Annotated in this window: 15 protein-coding genes and 1 pseudogene; 14 read left to right on the top strand and 2 right to left on the bottom strand. The window is 59.7% G+C overall.

Going from position 1 to position 23,606, the window contains the following annotated elements:
* Positions 1-19 precede the first annotated feature (19 nt).
* From glyQ to ABQ039_RS19265, 3 genes are all read left to right on the top strand, one after another.
* Positions 20-928 carry a glycine--tRNA ligase subunit alpha gene (gene glyQ / locus ABQ039_RS19275; protein ID WP_167764315.1) on the top strand — a complete coding sequence of 303 codons (909 nt, stop codon included), beginning with the start codon at positions 20-22 and terminating at the stop codon, positions 926-928.
* A gap of 294 nt (positions 929-1,222) precedes the next feature.
* Positions 1,223-3,457, top strand: a complete 2,235-nt coding sequence (gene glyS / locus ABQ039_RS19270; protein WP_349778611.1) for a glycine--tRNA ligase subunit beta — start codon at positions 1,223-1,225, stop codon at positions 3,455-3,457.
* Positions 3,457-5,046, top strand: coding sequence for a sulfotransferase (locus ABQ039_RS19265; protein ID WP_184611694.1), 1,590 nt, complete (start codon positions 3,457-3,459; stop codon positions 5,044-5,046). Before glyS ends, ABQ039_RS19265 begins: the two co-directional genes overlap by 1 nt.
* A gap of 217 nt (positions 5,047-5,263) precedes the next feature.
* Here ABQ039_RS19265 and ABQ039_RS19260 read toward each other — a convergent pair whose 3' ends face one another.
* Entirely contained in the window at positions 5,264-7,969 is a 2,706-nt protein-coding gene (locus tag ABQ039_RS19260) for a TonB-dependent receptor domain-containing protein (RefSeq protein WP_184611897.1), read from the bottom strand.
* Positions 7,970-8,193: 224 nt separating this feature from the next.
* Between ABQ039_RS19260 and ABQ039_RS19255 the strand changes: the two genes are divergently transcribed.
* From ABQ039_RS19255 to ABQ039_RS19220, 8 genes and pseudogenes are all read left to right on the top strand, one after another.
* Positions 8,194-9,975, top strand: coding sequence for an autotransporter assembly complex family protein (locus ABQ039_RS19255; RefSeq protein ID WP_184611696.1), 1,782 nt, complete (start codon positions 8,194-8,196; stop codon positions 9,973-9,975).
* Positions 9,972-13,832 carry a translocation/assembly module TamB domain-containing protein gene (locus ABQ039_RS19250; RefSeq protein ID WP_349778610.1) on the top strand — a complete coding sequence of 1,287 codons (3,861 nt, stop codon included), beginning with the start codon at positions 9,972-9,974 and terminating at the stop codon, positions 13,830-13,832. The genes ABQ039_RS19255 and ABQ039_RS19250 overlap by 4 nt, the downstream gene beginning before the upstream one ends.
* 209 nt (positions 13,833-14,041) lie before the next feature.
* Positions 14,042-14,365: a hypothetical protein gene (locus tag ABQ039_RS19245; RefSeq protein ID WP_167706147.1), complete on the top strand. Its 324-nt coding sequence runs from the start codon at positions 14,042-14,044 to the stop codon at positions 14,363-14,365.
* A 263-nt stretch (positions 14,366-14,628) separates the two neighbouring features.
* Complete coding sequence (locus tag ABQ039_RS19240) at positions 14,629-14,949, top strand: hypothetical protein (RefSeq protein ID WP_184611700.1); 321 nt, start codon at positions 14,629-14,631, stop codon at positions 14,947-14,949.
* Between the two features lie 139 nt (positions 14,950-15,088).
* Positions 15,089-19,279, top strand: coding sequence for an RHS repeat protein (locus tag ABQ039_RS19235; RefSeq protein ID WP_349778609.1), 4,191 nt, complete (start codon positions 15,089-15,091; stop codon positions 19,277-19,279).
* Positions 19,280-19,619: 340 nt separating this feature from the next.
* Positions 19,620-20,603, top strand: coding sequence for an RHS repeat-associated core domain-containing protein (locus ABQ039_RS19230; protein ID WP_184611702.1), 984 nt, complete (start codon positions 19,620-19,622; stop codon positions 20,601-20,603).
* Positions 20,600-21,115 (top strand): hypothetical protein, encoded by a 516-nt coding sequence (locus tag ABQ039_RS19225; RefSeq protein ID WP_184611704.1) that lies wholly within the window; start codon positions 20,600-20,602, stop codon positions 21,113-21,115. Before ABQ039_RS19230 ends, ABQ039_RS19225 begins: the two co-directional genes overlap by 4 nt.
* 35 nt (positions 21,116-21,150) lie before the next feature.
* Positions 21,151-21,657: pseudogene (locus ABQ039_RS19220) on the top strand (IS3 family transposase); the annotation flags it as partial.
* A 101-nt stretch (positions 21,658-21,758) separates the two neighbouring features.
* On the opposite strand, the gene ABQ039_RS19215 reads toward ABQ039_RS19220, so the two are convergent.
* Positions 21,759-22,175, bottom strand: coding sequence for a hypothetical protein (locus ABQ039_RS19215; protein ID WP_184611706.1), 417 nt, complete (start codon positions 22,173-22,175; stop codon positions 21,759-21,761).
* Between the two features lie 260 nt (positions 22,176-22,435).
* On the opposite strand from ABQ039_RS19215, the gene ABQ039_RS19210 reads away from it, so the two are divergent.
* Genes ABQ039_RS19210 through ABQ039_RS19200 form a run of 3 tightly spaced genes read left to right on the top strand, consistent with a single transcriptional unit; the run spans position 22,436 to position 23,538 of the window.
* The gene (locus ABQ039_RS19210; RefSeq protein WP_184611708.1) at positions 22,436-22,870 is read left to right on the top strand and encodes a hypothetical protein; all 435 of its coding nucleotides are present in this window, start codon (positions 22,436-22,438) and stop codon (positions 22,868-22,870) included.
* A 10-nt stretch (positions 22,871-22,880) separates the two neighbouring features.
* Positions 22,881-23,330, top strand: a complete 450-nt coding sequence (locus ABQ039_RS19205; RefSeq protein ID WP_046345097.1) for a 3-dehydroquinate dehydratase — start codon at positions 22,881-22,883, stop codon at positions 23,328-23,330.
* A complete protein-coding gene (locus ABQ039_RS19200) occupies positions 23,311-23,538 on the top strand; it encodes a hypothetical protein (protein WP_016903869.1) in 228 nt (75 codons plus the stop codon). Before ABQ039_RS19205 ends, ABQ039_RS19200 begins: the two co-directional genes overlap by 20 nt.
* Positions 23,539-23,606 lie beyond the last annotated feature (68 nt).

Here is a 23,606-nt window from a genome sequence, read left to right as displayed (position 1 = left end):
TCCGCACGGCCTTTGCTGCATGTCCGATTCCCGGCGCGTTCCAATCACTTTCCAGGGTCTGATCCAGACCCTCAACCAGTACTGGGCCGAGCAAGGCTGTGTGCTGATCCAGCCGCTGGACCTGGAAGTGGGCGCAGGCACGTTCCATCCGGCCACCTTCCTGCGCGCACTGGGACCGGAGCCGTGGAATGCGGCCTACGTGCAGCCCTCGCGCCGCCCCACCGACGGCCGCTACGGCGAAAACCCCAACCGCCTGCAGCGCTACTACCAGTACCAGGTGGCGATGAAGCCCAACCCGGACAACATCCAGGACCTGTACCTGGGGTCGCTCAAGGCCCTGGGCATTGATCCGCAGGTGCACGACCTGCGCTTTGTCGAGGACAACTGGGAATCGCCGACGCTCGGCGCCTGGGGCCTGGGCTGGGAAGTCTGGCTCAACGGTATGGAAGTCACCCAGTTCACCTACTTCCAGCAGGCCGGCGGACTGGAGTGCAAGCCGGTGCTGGGCGAGATCACCTACGGGCTGGAACGGCTGTGCATGTACCTGCAGAGCTGCGACAACGTCTACGACCTGGTGTGGACCTACGGCCCGGACGGCACGCCGGTGAGCTACGGCGATGTCTATCACCAGAACGAGGTGGAGCAGAGCGCCTACAACTTCGAGCATGCCAACGTGGCCGAACTGTTCCATCGCTTCGACGCCTGCGAAGCCGAAGCCAGGCACCTGGTCGAGGTCGGCCTGCCGCTGCCGGCCTACGAGCAGGTCACCAAGGCCAGCCATGCGTTCAACCTGCTGGATGCGCGCCGCGCGATCAGCGTGACCGAACGCCAGCGCTACATCCTGCGCGTGCGCGCGCTGGCGCAGGGCGTGGCGCAGGCGTATTACGCACAACGCGAGAAGCTGGGCTTTCCCGGAGTAAAGAAGTAACCAAAGCCCCTCTCCCCCGGGAGAAGGGTTGGGGTGAGGGGACGGAGGCGCAGTCCTTCTGCACCCAGACTCCACAGAGCTTCGCCGGTCCCCTCATCCGCCCCTTCGGGGCACCTTCTCCCGTTGGGAGAAGTGACAGCAGACCCCTCTCCCCCCGGGAGAGGGGTTGGGGTGAGGGGACGAGGTGTAGCCCTCCTGCACCCAAACACCACAGAGCTTCGCCCGTACCCTCATCCGCCCCTTCGGGGCACCTTCTCCCGACCGGAGAAGGGAACACGTAAAGGTCCACGTCTTATGAGCGAACAACTTCCCCTGCTGATCGAACTGGGCACCGAAGAGCTGCCGGTCAAGGCGCTGCCGGGTCTGGCGCAGGCTTTCTTCGATGGCGTGCTGCACGGTCTGGAAAAGCGCGGCGTCGCGGTCACCCGGGGCGATGCCAAGCCGCTGTCCACACCGCGCCGCCTGGCGGTGCTGCTGCCGGGCGTGGCCACCGAGCAGCCCGAGCAGCGCTCCGAAGTGCTGGGTCCGTATCTCAACATCGCGCTGGATGCCGAGGGCAAGCCGACCAAGGCGCTGGCCGGTTTCGCCGCCAAGGCCGGGATCGACTGGACCGCGCTGGAGCGCACCAGCGACGCCAAGGGCGAGCGCTTCGTGCACCGCGCGGTGACGGCGGGCGCGCGCACCGCCGACCTGCTGCCCGACATTCTGCGCGAAGCGATCGCCGCGATGCCGATCCCCAAGCCGATGCGCTGGGGCGCGCACGAATACGCCTTCGCGCGGCCGGTGCAATGGCTGGTGCTGCTGTTCGGCGACAGCGTGGTTCCGGCCGAGCTGCTGGGCGTGCGTGGCGATCGCCTCAGCCGCGGGCACCGCTTCATGCATCAGGGCGAGGTATCGCTGGCGGCACCGGGCGACTACATCGAGGCCTTGCGCGCGGCGCATGTGCTGGTGGATGCGGATGCACGCCGTGCGCGCATCGTCGAAGAGGTCGAAGCCGCCGCCAGGCAGGCCGGCGGCAGCGCACGCATCAGCGACGACAACCTGGAGCAGGTGGTCAACCTGGTCGAATGGCCGTCGGCGGTGCTGTGCAGCTTCGAGCGCGACTTCCTGGCGGTGCCGCAGGAAGCGCTGATCGAAACCATGGAGATCAACCAGAAATTCTTCCCGGTGCTGGACGACGGCGGCAAGTTGACCGAGCAGTTCATCGGCATCGCCAATATCGTCTCCAAGGACGTGGCCGAAGTCGCCAAGGGCTACGAGCGGGTGATCCGTCCGCGCTTTGCCGATGCCAAGTTCTTCTTCGACGAAGACCTCAAGCAGGGCCTGGAGGCGATGGGTGCGGGCCTGGCCAGCGTGACCTACCAGGCCAAGCTGGGCACGGTGGCCGACAAGACCGCGCGTGTGGCGGCGCTGGCCGAGGCGATCGCGCCGCAGGTGGGCGCCGATCCTGCGCAGGCGCGTCGCGCTGCGGAGCTGGCCAAGAACGACCTGCAATCGCGCATGGTCAACGAATTCCCGGAGCTGCAGGGCATTGCAGGGCGTCATTACGCCAAGGCCGCCGGTGAGCCGAGCGAGATTTCGCTGGCCATCGACGAGGCCTACCAGCCGCGGTTTGCCGGCGACGACATCGCACTGTCGCCGCTGGGCAAGGTGCTGGCGATTGCCGAACGGCTGGATACCTTGGCTGGTGGCTTTGCGGCCGGTTTGAAGCCGACCGGCAACAAGGACCCGTTCGCGCTGCGGCGCAATGCCCTGGGGCTGGCGCGGACGGTGATTGAGAGTGGGTTTGACTTATCACTACTTGATTTGATCAAGAAAGCAGTGGGTTTGGTTAATTCCGCTTTGGCCTCGTCGCAAGCTAGTAAACAGCAAACAGCGGCTGAAGCCGCCAAGACCCACGGCGTCAATGTCGCAGAGCGTCAAGGCGGCGGACTATGGGTGCCAAATGTAGAGGCGACTACAGCAGAGATTTTTGACTTCATCCTCGACCGCCTACGCGGCTACTACGCAGACAAGGGCGTTCCTGCCACCCACTTCAACGCGGTCGCCGCACTGTTCTCGGTCGCGCCCGAGGGCGCTCCTACAGGGCTCGTAGGAGCGCACCTGGGCGCGACCCACGGCTCCCTCTACGACTTCGACCGCCGCATCGATGCGATCGGCATCTTCGCCACGCTGCCCGAAGCCGAAGCCCTGGCCGCAGCCAACAAGCGCATCCGCAACATCCTGCGCAAGGTCGAGGGCGAGATCCCCGGCGATATCGACACCACGCTGCTGCGCGAACCGGCCGAAGAAGCCCTGGCCGAAGCGGTGGAAGCGGCCATCGGCGATACCGGCGATGCGCTGCACCGGCACGACTACGTCGCCGTGCTCGCACGCCTGGCGCGGTTGCGCCCACAGGTGGACGCGTTCTTCGACGGGGTAATGGTCAATGCAGAAGACGCGCAATTGCGCGCCAATCGTCTGGCCCTGCTGAAGAAGCTCGGCGACCGCCTCGGCAGCGTCGCCGCCATCGAGCATCTGTCCAGCTGATGGCCGCGTCCGCCGGCGCGGCGCACTGGCAGACCGCGCAGGCCGCATTGGCACGCCGCGACCTGGCTGTGGCGGCGTCTGCGTTGCAGGCGCTGCTGGAGGTGGAGCCGGCGCATGTGGCGGCCCGCGTGCTGCTGGCCGGCACCGTGCTGGCCAACGGCAGGATGCGCGAGGCGGTTGTGCAGCTGCGGCTGGCCGCAAACGATCTAGGCGACGACGTGACAATGCGTTGCCGCGTGGCGCAGGCCTTGTTGCGGGTCGGCGAGCATCGCGCACTGCATGCCTTGCTGCGGCACCCGTCGGTGACGCAGTGCCAGGACGGCGCGACCTTGGCCCTGCTCGCGCACGTGCATCAATCGCTGGGCGAACATGTCGATGCACTGGCGATGATGCAGCAGGCGCAGGCCTGCGGATTCGATGGACCGGATTTCCGTTTTTTCCTTGCGGTGCAGTTGCAGTTCAATGGTCGCCTCGATGAAGCGGCGCAGGCGCTGGAGCATGCGCTGGCGCACACGCCCGGCTATGGTCGCGCGGCGTTGACGCGTGCGCGCCTGCGCCGGCAGAGCGCCAGCAGCAACCATGTGGAACAACTGCGTCGGCAGTTGCAGCTCGCCAAACCCGACAGCGAAGATCGCGCCGGGCTGGCGTTCGCGCTGTACAAGGAGCTGGAAGACCTCGGCCAGACCGGGGCCGCCTGGAACGCGCTACAGCACGGCAACGCGGTGATGCATGCACGCCTGCGTCATGACGCCGACGCCGAGGCGGCGTTGTACGCGCAGCTGGGTGCGCTGGCCGGCCAGGGCCTGTTCGCCGCGCAGCAAGCCCCCGTCGCACACGGTCCGCAACCGATCTTCGTGCTCGGTTTGCCGCGCTCGGGCACTACGGTGCTGGAGCGGATGCTGGGCAACCATTCCCAGATCGTGTCGGCTGGCGAGTTGAACGACTTCGGCCATCAACTGCGCTGGGGCGCCGACCAGGCCGGTCGCAGCCTGCTGGATGCGCGCCTGCTGCAGGCCTTGCCGACGCTGGACTACGCGCAGATCGGCGCGCGTTACCTGGAACAGACGCAATGGCGAGCCGGATCGGCACGCTGGTACATCGACAAGCTACCGGCCAATGCAGTGGCGATCGGCGCGATCGCGCGCGCCTTGCCGGGGGCATTGATCGTGCATCTGGTACGCGAGCCGATGGCGGTGTGCTTCTCCAATTACCGCGCGCTGTTCGGTGATTCTTACGCCTACAGCTACGACCTGCACACGCTGGCGCGCCACTATCAGGCGTATCACGCCCTGATGGCGCAATGGCGCGCGGCATTGCCGGGCCGGGTGATCGATGTGGACTATGCGCAGATGGTGCGCGATCCATCTGCGGTATTGCAGCAGTTGATGGCGCGCTGCGGGTTGCAGATCGAGCCCGGGCAGATCGATATCACCCGCAATGCGGCCGCGTCGGCCACGCTGAGCAGCGTGCAGGTGCGCGAAGGCGTGCATGGGCGCAACGTCGAAGAATGGCGGCGCTACGCCACGCAGCTGGGGCCGCTGCGGCAGGCCTTGTTGCACGCCGGCCTGATCCAGACCGACGCACGCTGACAACGGCCAGCGAAACGACGCGGAGACGCCGCCGCGATGTATGCGCTATGCCCGCAATCGAAAACGCCTGCGTGTCGCCAGCCTCGTCGTGTCTGGCCACTCCAAGTTCGCCCACTCGCAGCAGCGGCGATCCCCAAGCGCTCGACCCAAAAACGCTTGTCTCAAAACGACAACGGCAGCCCCGTGGCTGCCGTTGGCAAATACCACCCTGGCTGACTCAGTGCGCGCCGAAACGCCAGTTGAGCTCCAGCATGTAGGAACGTCCGTAACCGGTGTAGTTGAAGATGTTGTAGTACGGATAGCTGCTGTAGGTGCGATCGCGCGGCGGCCGGGTGTCGGCCAGGTTGTTGACCGTGGCGGTCAGCGAGATGTCGTCGTTGACCGCATAGTCCAGCGTGGCATTGAGCGTGGTCCACGCACCGACCTTGCGTGCGCCTTCCACCGCATAGCCATCGGTGCTTTGCTGTGCGGTGAAGTTGGGCGTACGTCCGTAACGCTGGCCGAACAAGGTGGTGGTCCACGCATCCTTCTGCCAGGTGATCGAGGCATTGGTGATGCTGCGGAACTCGGAAGAGAAGAACGGCTCGCTCAGCAGGTCGCGCACCGGGTCTTGCGGGAACTGCTGACTTTCATGCTTGAGCGTGAGGTTGTATTGCGCGTCGAACACGAACAGGCCCCAGGAGTCGGTAGCCAGGTTGTAGGTCGCCTTGGTCAGCACGCCGGAGATTTCCTCGTTGGAAATATTGACCGGGTTGATGCGGATGTTGCTCAGGCGATTGGGTACCGGCGCATCGGCGGCCGTGCGATCGATGCGCGACAGCGCGTCGACGCAGGTCGGCGAGTTGATATCCAGGGCGCCGAGCCGGCAGGCCGATTCGTTCTGCAGCAGGGCATCGGTGCTCAGGTCGCTGACCTTGTCATCGATCTTGATGTTGTAGTAATCGGCGTTGACGCTGAAGCTTGCGCTCGGCGACCACACCACGCCGGCACCCCAGGACTTTGCGGTGATCGACTTCAGATCCGCATTGCCGGACCGACGGCCCTGGATGCTGGTGCCGCCATAGGTGCAGTCGGCGATCGGCACGTTGGGTTCTTCGAGTGCGCAACGGTAGTAATCGTTGACGCCCTGGAAGAAGCCGCTGTCGCCAGCAAAGGAAAATGCCATGTCCGGTGCCTTGAACGCGGTGGCGTAATTGCCGCGGAACAGCAGCGAATCGATCGGACGGAATTCCAGCGCGGCCTTGTAGGTGAACTTGGAATCGCCGCCGCCGCCCTGGTTCTTGTAGTCGTCGTAGCGGCCCGACAGATTGGCGGTCAAGGTGCTCAGGATCGGCACCCGCATTTCGAAGGCCGCCGCCCAGTTCTCGCGCTTGCCGCTGCCCTGGGTGCCGGTCAGCTGGTAGAAGTCGCCAGCGATCACGCGTTGGTCGGTCGGGTTGGTCCAGTACTGATTACCGGCCTGCACCACACCGGCGACGCCGACCGCACCGGCCGGCAGGTTGAACAACTCGGTGTTGGTCAGCTGCAGGTTGACGTTCTGGGTCCAGGTCCGGGACTTGGTGCGGATTTCGTCGTTGAAGCTGCGGTACTGCGCCGGCGTCAAGGCGCGATAGAAGTTGGCATCGTTGGGTGAATAGATCGGGTAGCCGTAGTACTCGCCCTGCGGAGCGCCAAGGAACTGTTCGCGGAAGAAATCTTCGATGCGGTCGGCCAGCGGCCACTGCTGACGGCTTTCGATGCGATATTCCGAGCGTGCGTAGTAGGCATCGTAGGTCCAGTTGCTGGCACCCAGGCCGCCTTTCAGGCCAAGCGCGATGTTGTAGGAGTCGGCAGTCTGGCGGTCGTTGTTGAAGTTTTGATTGCCGGTTTCCTCCGGCGCAAAGATGCGTTGATAGCTTTCGAGCTGCTGGCTGTCCTGATTGTAGAAAAAACCACCGGTATCGGAGGAGGTCTGCCAGAAGCGGGGGCCACTATTGACCTCGACCTTGGTGCGATTGAGCAGCAGGGTCGAGTACAGCTCGACGTTATCGTTGAAGGCATAGCTCAGGTTGGCATAGCCGCTGGCGCTGCGTTCCTTGTTGAGGATGCTGGCGTAGCCCGGCTCGGCGCGACTGCTGCAGAAGTTGCCGCGGTTGGCGCGGTTGTCGTACTGCACCGAGCCATTGAACAGCGGTCCCAATGCAGCGCAATTTTCGGCGCCCGGATCGAGATAGGTGGTGGGCAGGTTATGCAAGGCAATGCGTGAACCGTAACGCAGGGTCGGGTCAGGATTGTCGCTGGTGGAATCGAAATCGCGGCGCTGGTAGCCGTAGATCGGATCCTGATTGTTGAGCTGCAGGCCCCACACGATGTTGGCGCCACCGATCTCGTTGCCACCGGTGAGCTGGAAGCGCTGGTTGTTGCCGCCACCCCCATCGTAGGTGCCCATGCGGTAATTCATCTGCACGCCGTCCATGCGCTTCTTCAGGATGATGTTGACCACGCCGGCAATGGCGCTGGAGCCGTAGATCGAGGACTGGTTGCCCGGCGCCACGTCGATGCGTTCGACCATGCCCACCGGCACGCTGGCCAGGTCGACGAAATTGCTCTGGCCGTTGTAGAGCAGTGGGTAATCGGCCATCGGCCGGCCGTCGATCAGCACCAGGGTGAAGCCGGGGTCCAGGCCGAGCAGGCTCAGCGATTTGGCGCCGGCAGTGAAGCCGCCACTGAACTGACCGTCCTGGACCGAGCCGGTGGCCATCGGTTGCGAGCGCAGCACGTCGTAGACGTCCTTGAAGCCGCGGCGCTGGATGTCCTGAGCGGTGATCGAAAACACCGGGGTCGCGGTTTCGACCTGGGACCGGGGAATCAACGACCCTGTCACCGTGACCTTGTCCAGTTGAGTCACTTCACCTGAATCCTGTGCCGTCGCAAGCGATGGCATGGTCAGGGCGGTGCACACGGCGGTGACCAGCAAATGACGTTTCATGAAACGCACCTCTCTCTCCAAAGGTATGAACGGGCGCGCGGCAATCGGGGGGCCGCACGCAATGGGTGTCAACGAAACGTTAACAACGTACCGACTGTACCGAGTTCTATCCGATGCCGTATAGGCGTGTTTCTTCAGTTTTTTTGTCCCTTCACGCCCAGGCTGGGTATCCTTTGCCGATGCTTAAAGCCGCGTTTGCTCTCTCCCTGCTGTGCACCCTGTTCGTTCCGCTGCAAGCGGTTGCCCGGGCGACCATCGACAAGATCGAAATCAAGGGCTTGGACGACGACGCCGACGCCGAGATGATCGAGAACATCGAGGTCTCCCTGTCTCTGTATGAGGCCGTCGGCAAGGAGCAAGGCGAGTCGCGGCTGGAGTATCTGCTGGCGCAGGCCGAACGGCAGACGCGCGAGGCGCTGGAACCGTTCGGCTATTACTCGCCGACCATCGAGCTGGCCGCGCCGCGCACCGGCGACAAGGTGACCGTGGTGATCACCGTGGAGCGCGGCGAACCGGTACGCGTGCGGCAGTCGCATATCTCCATCACCGGCTGGGCCGAGCAGGACCGTTACCTGGGCCAGGATCTCAAGCAGTTCGAACCGCGCGAAGGCCAGGTCTTCAGCCATCCGCAGTACGAAGCGAGCAAGGTGCGCATCACCCGCCGGCTGGCCGAGCGCGGTTACTTCGATGCCGACTTCACCCAGCGCCGTGTCGCGGTGACGCGCGCCGAGCACGCCGCCGATATCGATCTGAACTGGGACAGCGGCCGCCGCTACGACATGGGCAAGGTGCGCTTCGACTACGACTACTTCCGTCCCGGCCTGTTCGAGCCGCTGGTGTATTGGGACGAGGGCAGCTACTACCACGAAGGCAAGCTGGATCGCCTGCGCGAGTCGCTGACCAAGCTGGATTACTTCAGCACCATCGACATCCAGCCCAAGCCGGAAGAAGCCGACGACCAGGGCCGGGTACCGGTGGATGTGAAGCTCACCCGCGCCAAGCGCACCGTCTACACCTCCGGCTTGAGCTACGGCAGCGAGAGCGGCGCCGGTGTGCGTGGCGGCGTGGAGCGGCGCTATGTCAATTCGCGCGGCCACAAGATGGACACGCAGCTGGATTACGCGCAGAACCGCAAGAGCCTGACCACCAGCTACCGCGTGCCGGCGTTCCGCTGGCTGGATGGCTGGTACACCGCGTCGGCGCGGCTCTACGACGAGCAGACCGAGTACATCGACCTGCGCAACGTCAAACTCACCGGCAGCCGCAGCGGCCAGATCAACGAGCGCTGGAGTGCGATCGCCTCGATCAACACCCTGCGCGAGCGCTGGCGGTTCAGCAGCGGCAGCGATTTCACCGATGCGGTCTACGAGACCTCCACGCTGATCTATCCGCAGTTGCAGGTCAATTACGTCAATGTCGACGACCGCCTGTTCCCGCGCAGTGGCGTGTCCGGGCAGGCGTTCATCCGCGGCGGTGCAGAAGGCGCCGGCTCGGATACCAATTTCGGCCAGCTCTACGGCCAGCTGCGCTGGTTCCTGGGAGCCGGCGACAACGGCCGGGTGATCCTGCGCGGCGAAGGCGGCACCACCTGGACCAGTGATCTGGTGGCGATGCCGCCGAGCCTGCGCTTCTTTGCCGGCGGCGCCAACAGCATCCGCGGCTATGCCTTCCGCGAAGTGGGCCCGCGCACGCCCAAGCCGGACGAATTCGCGCTCGGTGCCAAGAACGTGGTCACCGCCAGTGCCGAATACGAGCATTACCTCAAGGGCGGCCCCTGGGGCGGCGCGGTGTTCGTCGATAGCGGCAGCGCCTTCGACGACACGCCCGACTGGCACACCGGTATCGGCTTCGGCCTGCGCTGGCGCTCGCCGGTGGGCCCGGTGCGCGTGGACATCGCGCATGGCCTGAACGACCCCGACTCGCAGTTCCAGCTCTATATCGATATCGGGGCCAACCTGTGAGTACGCCGACCCCTACGCCACCCCCCGCACCGCGCCGCGCGCGTTTCTACCGCCGCCGCCGGTTCTGGGTGGGCTCGGGGCTGACCGTGCTGGGCCTGGTGTTGCTGGCGCTGATCGCGGTGTACTGGCTGCTGCAGACCGTGGCCGGGCGCGACGTGTTGCTGGCGCAGGTGACCGCGCGCCTGCCGGTCGGTGCCACCTTTACCTACGGAAAGGTCGAAGGCCCGGTGGCCGGCCCACTGACCCTGCGCGATGTCGATTTCCGTTATCAGGACATCCACTTCACCGCCGAGCGTGTGTACCTGGAACCGGACCTGCGCCCCTTGCTTGGGCGCAAGCTGCAACTGGATGCGGTGCAGGTCAGCAATGCCAGCCTGAATCTGGGCAAGAGCGAGGAGCCGTTCACGCTGCCGAGCTGGCCCGAATCGCTGCCGCAGATCAACGTGCCGCTGGCGATCCAGGCCGACAAGATCGCCGTGGAGAATCTGCGCATCACCCAGCTGCAGCAGCCGATGATCGTCCTGCACAAGGTGCAGGGCGGACTGGAAGTGGCCACCGGCGAATTGCGCACGCGCAATCTGGTGGTCGATACCGACATGGGCGACTTCCGCCTGCACGGCGACTACGTGCCCAACGACGATTACCGCGCCGACCTGACCGCCACCGCGGTGCTGCCGGCCGCACGTGGGCGCACCCCGGCCAGCCTGGGGCTGGTCGCACGCGGCGATCTGGACAAGATGGAAGTGGCCATCGCCGGCCGCGCGCCGGCACCGCTGCAGGCCAGCCTGGTGTTCACCGGGCGTGACGATCCGACCTGGGCCTTCAAGGCCGTCACCGACGCGCTGGATACCTCGCTGCTGACGCCGGCCACCAATGGGGAGTACGCCGCCCCGGCCACACCGATCGCGCTGAACCTGCAGGCCTCCGGCAAGGGCGGGAACGCCGACCTGCAAGGCAGCGTCAAGCAGGGCGAGCTGAGCGCCACCTTGCAGCCCTCGCACATCAGCCTGCTGGACCAGGTCATCACCGTCGAACCGTTGGTGATCGATGCCTTCGAAGGCCGCGCGCAGTTGCGTGGGACTGCCGATTTCCGCGACACGCAGAATCCGAGCTTTCGTTTTGCGGTCAACGCCAGCGGCCTGCGCTTCACTCCGACGCCGGACCCGGCCACCCCCGATGCGCCGGTGGTGCCGGTGGAGTTGGTCGATGCGCGGCTGGGCGTGGCCGGTAACCTGAAGGCGTGGGCGGCGATCGGCCGCGCCACGCTGGAGCGCGACGGGCAGCAGGCCGCGCTGGTGTTCGACAGCCGCGGCAACGATCAACGTGCGCAGCTCAAGCAGGTGCAGGCCAAGACCCCGGGCGGCTCGCTGGATCTCACCGGTGAGGTGGGCTGGACCCCGGAGCTGCAGTGGGATGTCACTGCCCAACTGGCCAAGTTCGATCCGGGCTACTTCGCGCCGGGCTGGAACGGCAATCTCTCCGGCAAGGTCGCCTCCAAGGGCCGCCAGTTGCCGGCACCGGCCGGTGGCGTGTCGCCGGGCTTCGAGGCCACGGCCGATATCCCGAGCCTGACCGGCCAGCTGCGTCAACGCGCGCTGTCGGCCAACGGCAAGTTCGCTTTGCGTGGTGAACAGGGCGAGGGCCAATTGCAGCTGTCGCTGGGCAATAGCCGCATCACTGCCAAGGGCAAGGTCGGCGACCAGCTGGATATCGCCGCGCAATTGCAGCCGCTGCAGCTGGACGATGTCTTGCCCGGCGCCACCGGCACGATGCGCGGGCAGCTGCAGGTCAACGGCCGTCGCGACGCGCCCGACATCACTGCCGACCTGGTCGGCAACGGCTTGCGCTGGAACGACTACAGCGCGCAGAGCATCAGCTTGCGCGGGCGTTTGCCGTGGCGCGGCAGCGACGGGCAGCTGGCCTTGCAGGGCACCGCGATCGAAGCCGGCGTGGTGCTGGACAGCGTGCGCATGCAGGCACGCGGTGCGGTGGAAGCGCTGCGCCTGGATGCCGATATCGCCAACAGCATGGCCAACGTCGCGCTGCAGGGCGATGTCCGTCGCAATGGCGAGCGTTGGCAGGGCCAGGTCGCCACGCTGCGGATCGCACCGGCCAAGGGCGATGCCTGGGCGTTGCGCCAGCCGGCGCAGTTCAGCACCGATGGCGCCGCGTTTACCCTCTCCGACACCTGCCTGGGCGCGGCCACCGGCGGCGCGCTGTGCGCCAGCGCCAACTGGCCACGTGAGGGCATGGTGGTGCATGGCGATGCACTGCCGCTGTCGCTGGTGCAGCCGTGGCTGCCCAAGCAGGAAGGGCGGCAGATCTATCTGCGTGGCGATTTGTCGCTGGACGGCAGCTTCAAGCCGCGCGGCAATGCCTGGGAAGGCTCGTTCCGCATCGCCTCGCCCGAAGGCGGCATTCGCCTGGGCGAAACCCGCTACGCGGCGGTGGCCGGCAACCCCAATCGCGGCGAGTTGCTGCGCTACGACCAGTTCAGCGTGCAGGCCGATTTCACCCCGCAGCAGATCCAGGCCAAGCTCGGTATCGGCTTCCAGGGCGCCGGCTTTGTCGATGCCAAGTTCAACACCGGCTGGGATGCGTATGCGCCGCTCAACGGCGAGCTGTATCTCAACATGTCGCGGCTGTACTGGCTGGAGCTGGTGGTGGCCGATGTGGTGCGGCCCAAGGGTCTGGTCGAAGGCCATGTGAGCCTGCGCGGCACCCGCGACAAGCCGCTGCTGGGCGGCGATGCCACCCTGAGCGACTTCACTGCCGAATATCCGTCGATGGGTTTGACCCTGAGCGAGGGCAAGGGCCGCTTCGACGCGCTACCGGATGGCTCGGCCAAGATCACTGCTTCTGCCAAGTCGGGGCAGGGCACGCTCAGCATCGATGGCGGGCTGTCGTGGTTCGGCACCAGCACGCCGTTGCTGCTGAATATCCGCGGCGAAAACGTGCTGGCCTACAACACCAGCGAGTTGCGCATCATCGCCAACCCGGACATGCAGTTCGGCATCACCGACAACACCATGCAACTGCGTGGCAAGGTCACCGTGCCCGAAGCCGACATCGACCTGGAACGCCTGGATCGCGGCACCTCGGTATCCGAGGACGTGGTGGTGCTGGACCCGGTGGATCCGGAAGAAGCGCCCGCTTCGCCGCTGGATATGGATCTGGCCATCGTGCTTGGCGACAAGGTCAACATGAGCGGCTTCGGCCTGAAGGGCGGGCTGAGCGGGCAGATGCAGATCCGCGCCCGCCCGGGCCGCGAGATGACTGCCAACGGCGGGCTGGACGTGCGCGGCCGCTACAAGGCCTACGGCCAGGACCTGACCATCAGCCGTGGCCAGCTGACCTGGAACAACAACATCGTCTCCGACCCACGCGTGAGTCTGCGCGCCGAGCGCAAGGTCGGCGATGTCACCGCCGGCATCGACGTCAGCGGCCGTGCCGAATCACCGCGCGCCGATGTGTGGTCGGAACCGGCGATGTCGCAATCCGAAGCGCTGTCGTACCTGGTGCTCGGCCGCGGACTGTCCACCGCCAGCAGCGACGAAACCCAGCAGGTCAGCGCGGCCTCGGCCGCCTTGTCGGCCGGCAGCAGCCTGATCGCCTCGCAGATTGGCGCCAAGCTCGGCCTGGACGAAGCCGGCGTGAGCGAATCCAGCACCGTCGGCTCGGTGGTGGGCTTCGGCAAGTATCTCTCGCCGAAACTCTACGTCGGCTACGGCGTCTCGATGGTCGGCAGCGGCTCGGTCCTGACGCTCAAATACCTGCTCAGCCGCGGCTTCGATATCGAAGCCGAATCCAGCACGGTAGAGACCAAGGGCTCGGTGAACTGGCGGCGGGAAAAATAACCCGCCGCTTGCTCTTCATCACATATTGACAAAGCTGACTTGGCTGTTCATTCTGCCGGGGTGGCTAGCTCTGCTTGTCGTGCAGAGGTACCAGGGGAACGTAACTACTAACTAGCCTGCGCACATGCGTGGCGCTATTTGTGGCCGTTGATATCGTTTTATAGCTGATAGCAAGGGAAGCTAAGGTGCATCTCGGTAAAAGGTCGTGCTTGCAGTACTTGCTGGCGCTAATGGCGTCATTGTCTGGTGCGACGATGGCCGCCGAGGGAACTGGCCCCGGAAAAACCACTTACGTAGAGAATGGCTGGTATGGCGAGGGCATCGCTCTACATCATTCCACTGCGTCGATCACAGGTTGCAGCGCTGGTCCAAACGACTTCGTTATTGATCGCAACCATGCGGCATACCAAGAGCTGCTTGCCATGGCTCTGACAGCGTATACGCGTGATCTTGATGTGCAGCTGATTGTAGAAAAAGGCGACTGTGGATTTGGTGGGCGCACCAAGATATTGGCGATGCGTTTGGCAAAGTAACAGCGTCCGCGAAATGATCTGCGGGAGCTCGCAGCCGATTGGATTTTCTGGAGCACGGGTCGGGAGGTTCTTGCGGCTCATACAAGTCGGCTTCGCCAGTGTCGCTAGCACGCGATGTCTTCAACGAGTTGACGCAGACAGATATTGAAAGCCACCTACTACGATCATCTCAAGGACGCTTCCACTGCTTATCAATGCATGCATGGCGACTTACAGGACGTTCTGCAAGCAGATATGGTCAATCAAATAATCACGAGGAATTAATGAAGATTTTTGCAGCACTAGCCATGGTTTTGGGAATGTTTGCGATATCGGGTCCTGCGTCTGCATTGCAGTACATCACCGGACGCGTAGTTCGGGTCGAGGCGACTTATATGCCAACGCAAATTCCATTTATCCTGACCGAAGGAAATGCCGTATGTCCTGCCGGAAAGCCAGTGTACTGGTCGAATTCAAACACCGAAAACAACAAGGCGATCTATGCCATTCTGATTGCGGCAATGACCGCCGGAAAGAAGATAACGATCATAGTTGATGATAATGATCAATCTTGTAAGGGAAAGTTTTTATATTTTGAAGAATAATGGTACGTCTAAATATCGGTTCTAAAGGCAGTCCTCCAAGCGGGACATTTAAGTGCGATCAAGATTTTTACGAAAGATTGCGCATTACTTATTCGCCCGCCGATACATCTATCTATAAAATATAAATCAAGGCAAATATATGTTGGGCGAAAACTATAAAAGCCTGATCGCATTAGGCGCCATTTTCTTTGCGCTGCCGTTGCAAGCACAAATGGTTTCTCCTGAATCAGAGTTCGACAAGCGCGTGCGCAGTTCCAAAACAGTGCAGCCGCTTGGCGAAAAGCCCTTTGGCGAATTGATCGACCTCTACACAGGAGCGATTTCTTTCCGGCAAACTGACATAGTCCAAGAAGGTCAGGGGCTTCCCATTGAGCTTTCGAGAACTTTAGAAATTAATGACCGCAGTTTCGCGGAAGCACCCTCGCGCGCGTTTGCTGATTGGCGGCTAGACGTTCCAAAAATTGAAACCATAATCGGCGCCGAAAGGTTTGGGCTGAAGTGCACAGGTATTTCTCCGGCCCCGACAATTGTTTTGAATAATGGAGCATCGAGCCCGATATTTTATCCTCCTGAGCAGTGGTGGGGTGGCTATCAGCTTGTTATTCCTGGTGCGGGTCGTCAAGAAATATTGAAAAGAGATGCTGCGAATGGCAACGTCCCGCAAGCTATGCCCATAGATGGCGCCACAATCGATTTCTCCTTAACTACCAAGAGCCAATGGGCCATTGGTTGCCTGCAGAAAACAGCGAATGGTGTAGCTGGCGATGGATTCTTCGTGGTTTCTCCTGAGGGAACGAAGTACTGGATGGATTGGTCCATCACCAGGCCATATACGAATGTCGGTTTCAGTCAGCCAAACGGAGTGACGCGCAGCATCGCGATGAGGCTTGTCTCTAGAGTGGAGGACCGGTTCGGAAACTCGCTTTTTTATCAGTATGATGCAGACGGAAACCTCACCAGGATCTCTTCAAGCGACGGCCGCTCGCTGACATTGATTTACGAGCCGTGGTCTCAACGTTGGGCTTCAACAGGGACCACCGAAGGGGGGAGTCGTGTTACCTCCGCGGTGTTGCAAGCATCAGATACCCCATCTAGGACTTGGTCATACCGTTATGGCGTACTTGTAGACGGGCGGACCCATCTTGTATCGGTCACGCAACCAGATGGCTCGTCATGGGCATTTGATGTCGGAGCATTTGGTACTGCACCTGCCTACTCGGCTATTGCGTATCCGACTGATAATGGATGTTCGTTTGTCACCAAACCAAGCACGGTGACAGCTACAGGCACAATGCGCCACCCGTCCGGGTTAACGGGGCTCTTTACGGTAGGATCGACCATTCGGGGTCGTTCTTATGTTCCATACACATGTGATAACTCGTTCAATCGAAGAACGCTTGTTCATCCCAATGTATATGTCTCTCGAACGCTTGCTAAGAAAGAATTCTATGGGCCAGGCGTTGCATCACGGATATGGTCATACGCTTATTCGGCCCCAAACAATAGCTGGAGCAAAGACTGTGGAGCCGGCTGCTCTTCGACGGTCTGGACCGATGTTATAGGACCTAACGGAAGCGCAACTCGCTACACGTACAGTAATAGATTTGATGTAAGTGAAAGCCAATTACTTAAATTGGAGCAATTTTCGGGAGCTATCGGGACAAATTTGGTTAGGACTGAACAAAATTGGTATGTCTCGGCTACTAATGGCCCTTGGCCAGCTCGTCTTGGAACAGGGTTTGCTGCCAATTTAAATTCTGATCAAATGACTCGTGTTTCCCCGCTCGGTTCCAGAGTAATCGGACAAGACGGTACGGCCTACACATACTCAGTGGGCAACTACGATACTTTTGCGAGGCCGATTACTGTCTTAAGGTATACGCCGTGGTACGGACGAACCGATGTTAAAGCATATTACGACAATATTCAGAAATGGGTGCTTGGCCAGGAGGCCAGCTCTACGAACAGTGATACCGGGCTAGTCGAAAGGCAAATATCGTATAACGGCAATGCGCAGCCAACTTTAATCAATAATTTCGGAAAACTGAAGCAGATAATTAGCTATAACAGCGATGGCACAATCGCTTCCCTCATAGATGGAAATAATAACTCTACTACGCTTGGATTATGGAAAAGAGGTATACCTCAGTCGATTCGTTTTTCGGATGGGACTGCAATCTCTGCAAACGTCAACGACAGTGGCTGGATAACGTCAGCGACTGATCAGAATGGGTACACAACCAATTATAGCTACGATGCGATGGGCCGCCTGTCTGCAATTGCCTATCCTACGAACGATAGCTCTGCTTGGAATACAACCGTGCAATCCTTCGAGCAAGTGCGTGCTCAGGAATACGACATTGCGGCAGGTCATTGGCGCCAAACGGTAGCCACCGGCAACGCTCGCAAGATCACTTATTTCGATGCAATGATGCAACCGCTACTGACACGGGAGTACGACGCAGCAAACGAGTCTGGTACACAGCGGTTTCAGAGTTTTTCATACGATAGTATGGGGCAATTGGTATTTTCTTCGTATGCGGGAAGCAGCAGTGCGCTCAACACGGGTTATCGGAACGGCTACGACGTGCTGGGAAGAATGACCTTGTCCTCCCAGGACTCTGAGCTTGGTCGACTAAACACAGTTACTAGTTATCTTGCCGGCAATCAAACTAGCGTCGCCAATCCACGGGGACAAGTTACTGTTACAGGCTATCAAGTCTTCGATCAGCCCGCTTATGACAAGCCTGTTTGGATCCAGCATCCGGAAGGAACCTATACTGATATTGCCCGGGATCTATTTGGTAAACCAATGTCGATAACCCGGCGTAACGCTAACTCATCTCAAGTGCTAACGCGTAGTTATGCCTACAATAGCAACCAAGAGCTTTGCCGTTCAATGGAGCCTGAGACGGGCGCCACCCTGATGGGATATGATCCCGCCGGAAACATAAAATGGTCGGCTGCCGGTCTTCCCTTGGATGTGGGTTGCGACGCAAATGGTACAAGTGCCGCGATCGCGGCCCGTCGAGCAGACCGAACCTATGATTCTCGCAATCGTTTAAGCTCCTTGCTTTTCCCTGATGGAAACGGAAATCAGCGCTGGACGTACTGGCCGGATGGCTTGGTTAAGCAAATCACGACGATCAACAGCGGCGTAGCCAATTACAACAGCTATACCTATAACAGGCGTCGTCTTCTTGTTGGAGAGAGCCAAGCGCAGGCTGATGGAGAAACCTGGGCGATCAGCTCGATTTACAATGCAAACGGTCACCTAGCGATGCAACGTTATCCAACCGGTATGACTGTTGACTACGCGCCAAACGCGTTGGGTCAAGCCCTGCAGGCCGGGAGCTACGCGACAGGTGCTAGCTATTATCCAAACGGAGCGCTTCGGCAGTTTACATATGGAAATGGCATTGTTCACAATATGGTGCAGAATGCACGACAGCTGCCCGACACTAGCGAAGATGCTTTTGGTGGCAATATCGTATTAAGTGATGGCTATGACTATGACGCAAACGGTAATGTTGCAGCCATAACAGACGGGGCGACTGGCCGCAATCAGCGCGGTAACCGAACGATGACATATGACGGGCTGGATCGTTTGAGATCTACCGTATCTCCAATGTTCGGCACCGCCGAGTATCGCTACGACGCACTGGATAATCTGACCTACGTTAAAGCACCTGGACGCGAGCATTTCTATTGCTACGATCCGTATTGGCATCTCACCAATATTAAGATTAACGAGTGCTCCGGAAGCACTGTTGTCGGTCTTGCATACGATCTGCAGGGTAATCTCACCAACAAGAATGGGCAGGGGTACGTTTTCGACTTCGGGAATCGCTTGCGTGAGGCAATAAATAAAGAAAGCTATCGGTACGACGGCAACGGTAGGCGTACCCAGGCAACACAATCGAGCGGCACCGTAGGGTCGATGTATGATCAATCTGGCGTTTTGCGCTTTCAGAAGAATCAACGCCGTTCCAAAATGACAGAATATGTTTTACTGGGCGGCAGCAACGTGGCGGAAGTCGAGTGGTCATTTGGACAAGTGCCAGCGATGAAGGACGCTCTAACCTGGAGCGCAAGCCCGGGGAGCGTGCGCTATGTGGTTGAGGAAAGTATCGATGGGCTGACCTGGACTTCCGTTTACGAGGGTGATCAGACCACGTGGACTTCGCTGTCCCGTCCCTCAGGAACGTATTCGTATCGTGTGCTTGCCTGTACGCAGAGTGGGGCATGTACTGCGTTGTCTGGAGTGTCACATGCCAAGCGCTCCGCGGTAGATATCGTTCCTGTGCTCTATCAGCTTTTGCTGAATTGACTAGCGCGAACTTTGATTCGAGAGAGTTAAAAATTCAAGGTGATATTTAACATGCTATATCTGTGATTAAATCCCGAAAGTTTGCTTCTGGGGTTTTGCGTTGCCTTCAATTCTATATCATGAAGCATGTGCGGCGCCATATGCTGTCATGGGCATGTGGTTACTTGTCTAAATATAGTGTTGGCTGAGCATTTTTATTTAGAAATAACTGGAGTGTCTCAGCGTGGTGCAGGATGCGGAATGACCAAGATCTTTTCCATAGAGCAAGGCTCGAGGGGGATGATTCCAAATTTTATTTACAAATCAAGTGTTACTTTTTTATATCGGGGTGGGGACTCATATGGTCAATAATTTCTTTCGCTCCGACATGCGATTTTTTGCGGGGGCTTTAATCTGCGTTTGTTGCTATACGAGTGCATCAGCGCAGGTAATTCGTTACGTCCATACAGATGGTCTTGGCTCTGTATCTGTGCTAACAGACGCTAATCGAAATATAATTGAGCGTCGAGAATATGAGCCTTACGGATCGACTATTGGAACAGCCACCGAAGGGGTGGGTTATACCGGCCACATTGCTGATGTGACTACAGGTTTGATATATATGCAACAACGCTATTATGACGGAGCCACAGGCAGGTTCATGAGTGTTGATCCTATGCAGACTAGTGGCAATGATGGCGGTAACTTCAATAGGTACGCATACGCTAATAATAGCCCCTATTCGTATGTTGACCCGGATGGACGTGCGCCAAGTTCTGAAATACTATACGGCGGTGGCGGTCGAAGCAATGGTAGCGTTTCTGCAGGAAGCGAAATAAATAATCTGCAAAACGACGGTGTTCGCAAGTTTGCAAAAGGCACTGAGCTGGGGCGACTAAATGCGGCATTAAGAATTGTAGAAAGGGTGAGAGATAAGGTTGAGTCGGTGGGTTCTAGGAGTTCAGATTCAGCGGCTATTTATTTTATGAAGGTATTCCAGCCTGTTTCTAACCGTTACGGAGTCGAACTTTCTGCGAATATTGTTAGGCAAGCTAGTTCAAATGACTTGGCAGGCCTATGGTACCTCCGTGACCTTGGAGTTGGGCGTGTCTTCAATAAGGAAACTGGGATTGGATTTATGGCTCCTGCATCACCTTTGGCGGAAGCCGGTTACAATGTGCATACGCATCCGCTTGAAGATTTTAATCGAAATCAATACTCCCCATTCTCTTATTGGGATATTCAAACTTACAGATGGCAGAGGTCTACTGGCTATGTATCTACTCCTTCGATGAGACTTTTTAAATCCGTTGGTGGTGGTGAAAAGGTGGAGGAGGTAGAGTGAAAATTTCTGCAGTTTTGCTTGTAATCACATTTCTTATTTCAATTTCAATCTCTGCATGCAGAAACGAAGGGATATCGAATATTATTCCGCCGGATTGTATTGTGAATGCAGTAGGGGAGGAGAAATGTTTCACCACCTTTGATAGATTGTCAGAAAAGCCAGGTGACTATGATGGTAAAGTGATACTAATTAGTGGCTACTTGGTAGTTGATCGCGGTGCGCTTTCGATTTATTCTAATGAACTTGATTATGCGCACATGATTTTTCAAGGGAACGTGATTATAATTAGTGGGCCCGAGTCAACTCAGGAAAAAGTTTTCAGGAATTTTGGTTATAGATATGTTCGCATTCAGGGCCGTTTTCGCAAAAGCGTCGATCCCCTTTATCGCAGATATGAAGTAGGCGAGATCAGCTTATTAGGGGATGTGACTGAGCTGCCAGATAGAGCTGGGGCGGGAACGAGAGAGGGTTGGGAGCAAGCTTTAATTAAGGCAAGTGATATAAATAGATGACGTTGTATTGGTCGGCATTCCGTAGCGCTGGCTAGAGCGAACTCCGGGACTATACGGTGGTTAGCGTGGCTCGCTCGACGGCGCGCTGTCAGTGCCGTCTTAATCGGAATGAGGAGGTCACTGCGTTGTCCGAATTGGCTGAGCGCTTTCCCGAGCATGGATTTGGAAAATATTTTCAGATCATCCGCCGTCGTTTACGCGTGTGGAATCACAAAAAGGTCCGGCGCGTGTATTGTCTGATATTTATCATTTATCCGGGAAACGTTGGCGGTCCAGGTCGACCTCACAATGTTCCAGCTATTCGCGCGATCCGCGCGTTGGAACGTTTCGCGGCCAGCCGCAGCTATCCGAGCAACCTTCGCCTGAGCAACTGCCCTGAATTCGTCGCACTACCCTCCCGAATGGACTGAGCGCGAGGGTATGGCCTTATGCTTCGTCTAGCCAGAACGGCTGAGAACCGAGCATTTGCTTGCCGACTACAACCGACTCACGCCGCATGACAGCTTGGCGGGCTAGCGCCCGCCAAGTTCCTTGATCAATAGCAATCGTCGACCTCCAATTTCGGTCGGCGTTGAATTGCCGGTTGGCTGAGAACAACAGCCCGGATCGATATCCATCGACCAATGCCTCAGTTACTAGATTGTCATTGACTGGAAATAGTCACGGATTTCAACTTCATTACTCCGCCTTCGCAACCGTCGACATATAGAAGTATCGGCGACTTGTTCTGTAATGCAACCAGTAAAAGGGATACCATTTCTTTTTGCATCGGCGTAGTCGGCTGGATTAAGAAGCGATTTCCAGCTCCACAGTTGGCGCCGCTCGGCAGAGGACCTTCTGTATCGACAAAAAACCCTTCTCCGACCCAGCCAGTCGCCAGAGACTTTATCGTATTCCCACCGATCGTATAGGCAGCAGCGAAGCTGTCGATGCTCACCAGCATTAGCAAAAAGAACAGTATTTTCTTCATTCCATATCCCCCTTGATCTAATTTAAATAAATTAAGCAGTCTGTTTTTTGTGCTTCCAATGGATCTCCCGGCATTGACGGCTAGAGACATTGAAGACTTTTTGCATCCACCCCAGACAATATGAAAAACCTGAGTTTCTCACTCAGGCCTTCAATTGCAGTTGTCCCCCGACGCGTCGCTTGAACGACTCGAGACATGTTGCCATAGCGTGAAGTTTCGCGCGAGCCATTCGAGCGGCAAGGTGGAGCATTACGGACTCTTTATGCGGGGGGGCAGTGTTGGGCTGGCACCTTTACGTTCGGCAGGCCTACCTTGGCACTCCCGCACTGTGGTGCGTTGAGTCGAACACGATGTGTATCCTGATTTTGCAAGGTCCGCAGGCCGATCCGGCGCAGGTGGCGCCGCTGCAGCTGCCCGAGTGTGCCGGACGCGCGCTGCGCACGCTGGCGTGTGCCGATGTCGATGGTTTGATCGCCGGCTTGCAGGCCGCCGGTGGCGATGCCGAGGTGGAGCTGGTGCTGCTGGATTCGGGCGATTTGTCGGCCTCCGAGCGTGCGCAGGTACATGCAAAAGCCTTGCGTGCTGCACTGGATGCGCTGTCTGCGCCGTATATCGAGCTGCACACCGATGCCGACCAGGAACTGGAGCCATGGCTGCATCCGCAGCATGCGCCACTGGCGGTGGTGATTACGCCGCACGATGCGCCGCGCGCCTATGCGATGTCGCTGGGTATTGCGGCGCGTTGCCTGCCGTCGCTGTGCGCGCCCTTGCGCGCCGCTGCCTGAGGAGGCCGCCATGTCGATCATGATCGTGCGTGGGCCGGAGGCGGCGATGCCGCTGGTGCGTGGGCCGCAGCCGTTGCCGCGGGCCGTCATTCGGCAGCTCGTGCAGTGTGCCGGCGACGCGGGCAAGACGGTGGCCTTGCGTGCCTGCGGGTCGGAGCAGGAGCTGCTGGACGCCTTGCGCGTGGCCGGGCAGGCGCGGATGGAAATCGCGTTGATCGATCCGGGCAGCTGCGTGGACAGTGCGCGCCTGCACCGTGTACTCAGCGCGTTGCCGTACCCGTTCGTGGAGGCTCACGACGATAGCGTGGACCGTCCGGAGCGTTGCCTGCCGGAGGGGTTCGGGCAACGCATTGCGACGGTGCGCGGTTACTGCGCGCAGAGTTATCTGCTCGGGCTGGAAATCGCGTTGGAACATCTGGGCTGCACGGAGATCCAGGGCGATGTCCACGTCGGTACCTGAGCTGCGCCAGCTGCATTACTTCGCCGACTACGAGGGCTATTGCGACGGTCGGCCGGTGCTGTGGGGGCAACTGGCCCATAGCGTGGACGTGCCTGCCGATGGCGTGCTGGATGCCGCCGGGCTGGTCACCGCGTTGCGCCGCCGTGCGGCGGAGGCGCATGGGCTGGAGGCGGGGCAGATCCGCCTGTGCCAGGTCACGCGGCTGTAGCGGCGTGACACACAACGACGCCACCCGAAGGTGGCGCCGTCGTTATGCCGTGATTGCGCGTCGCTCGA

Origin of the sequence: Xanthomonas sp. WHRI 6108 (genome assembly GCF_040202385.2) — a bacterium.
Classification (GTDB): domain Bacteria; phylum Pseudomonadota; class Gammaproteobacteria; order Xanthomonadales; family Xanthomonadaceae; genus Xanthomonas; species Xanthomonas arboricola.
This window is presented reverse-complemented; position numbering and strand designations above follow the sequence as displayed.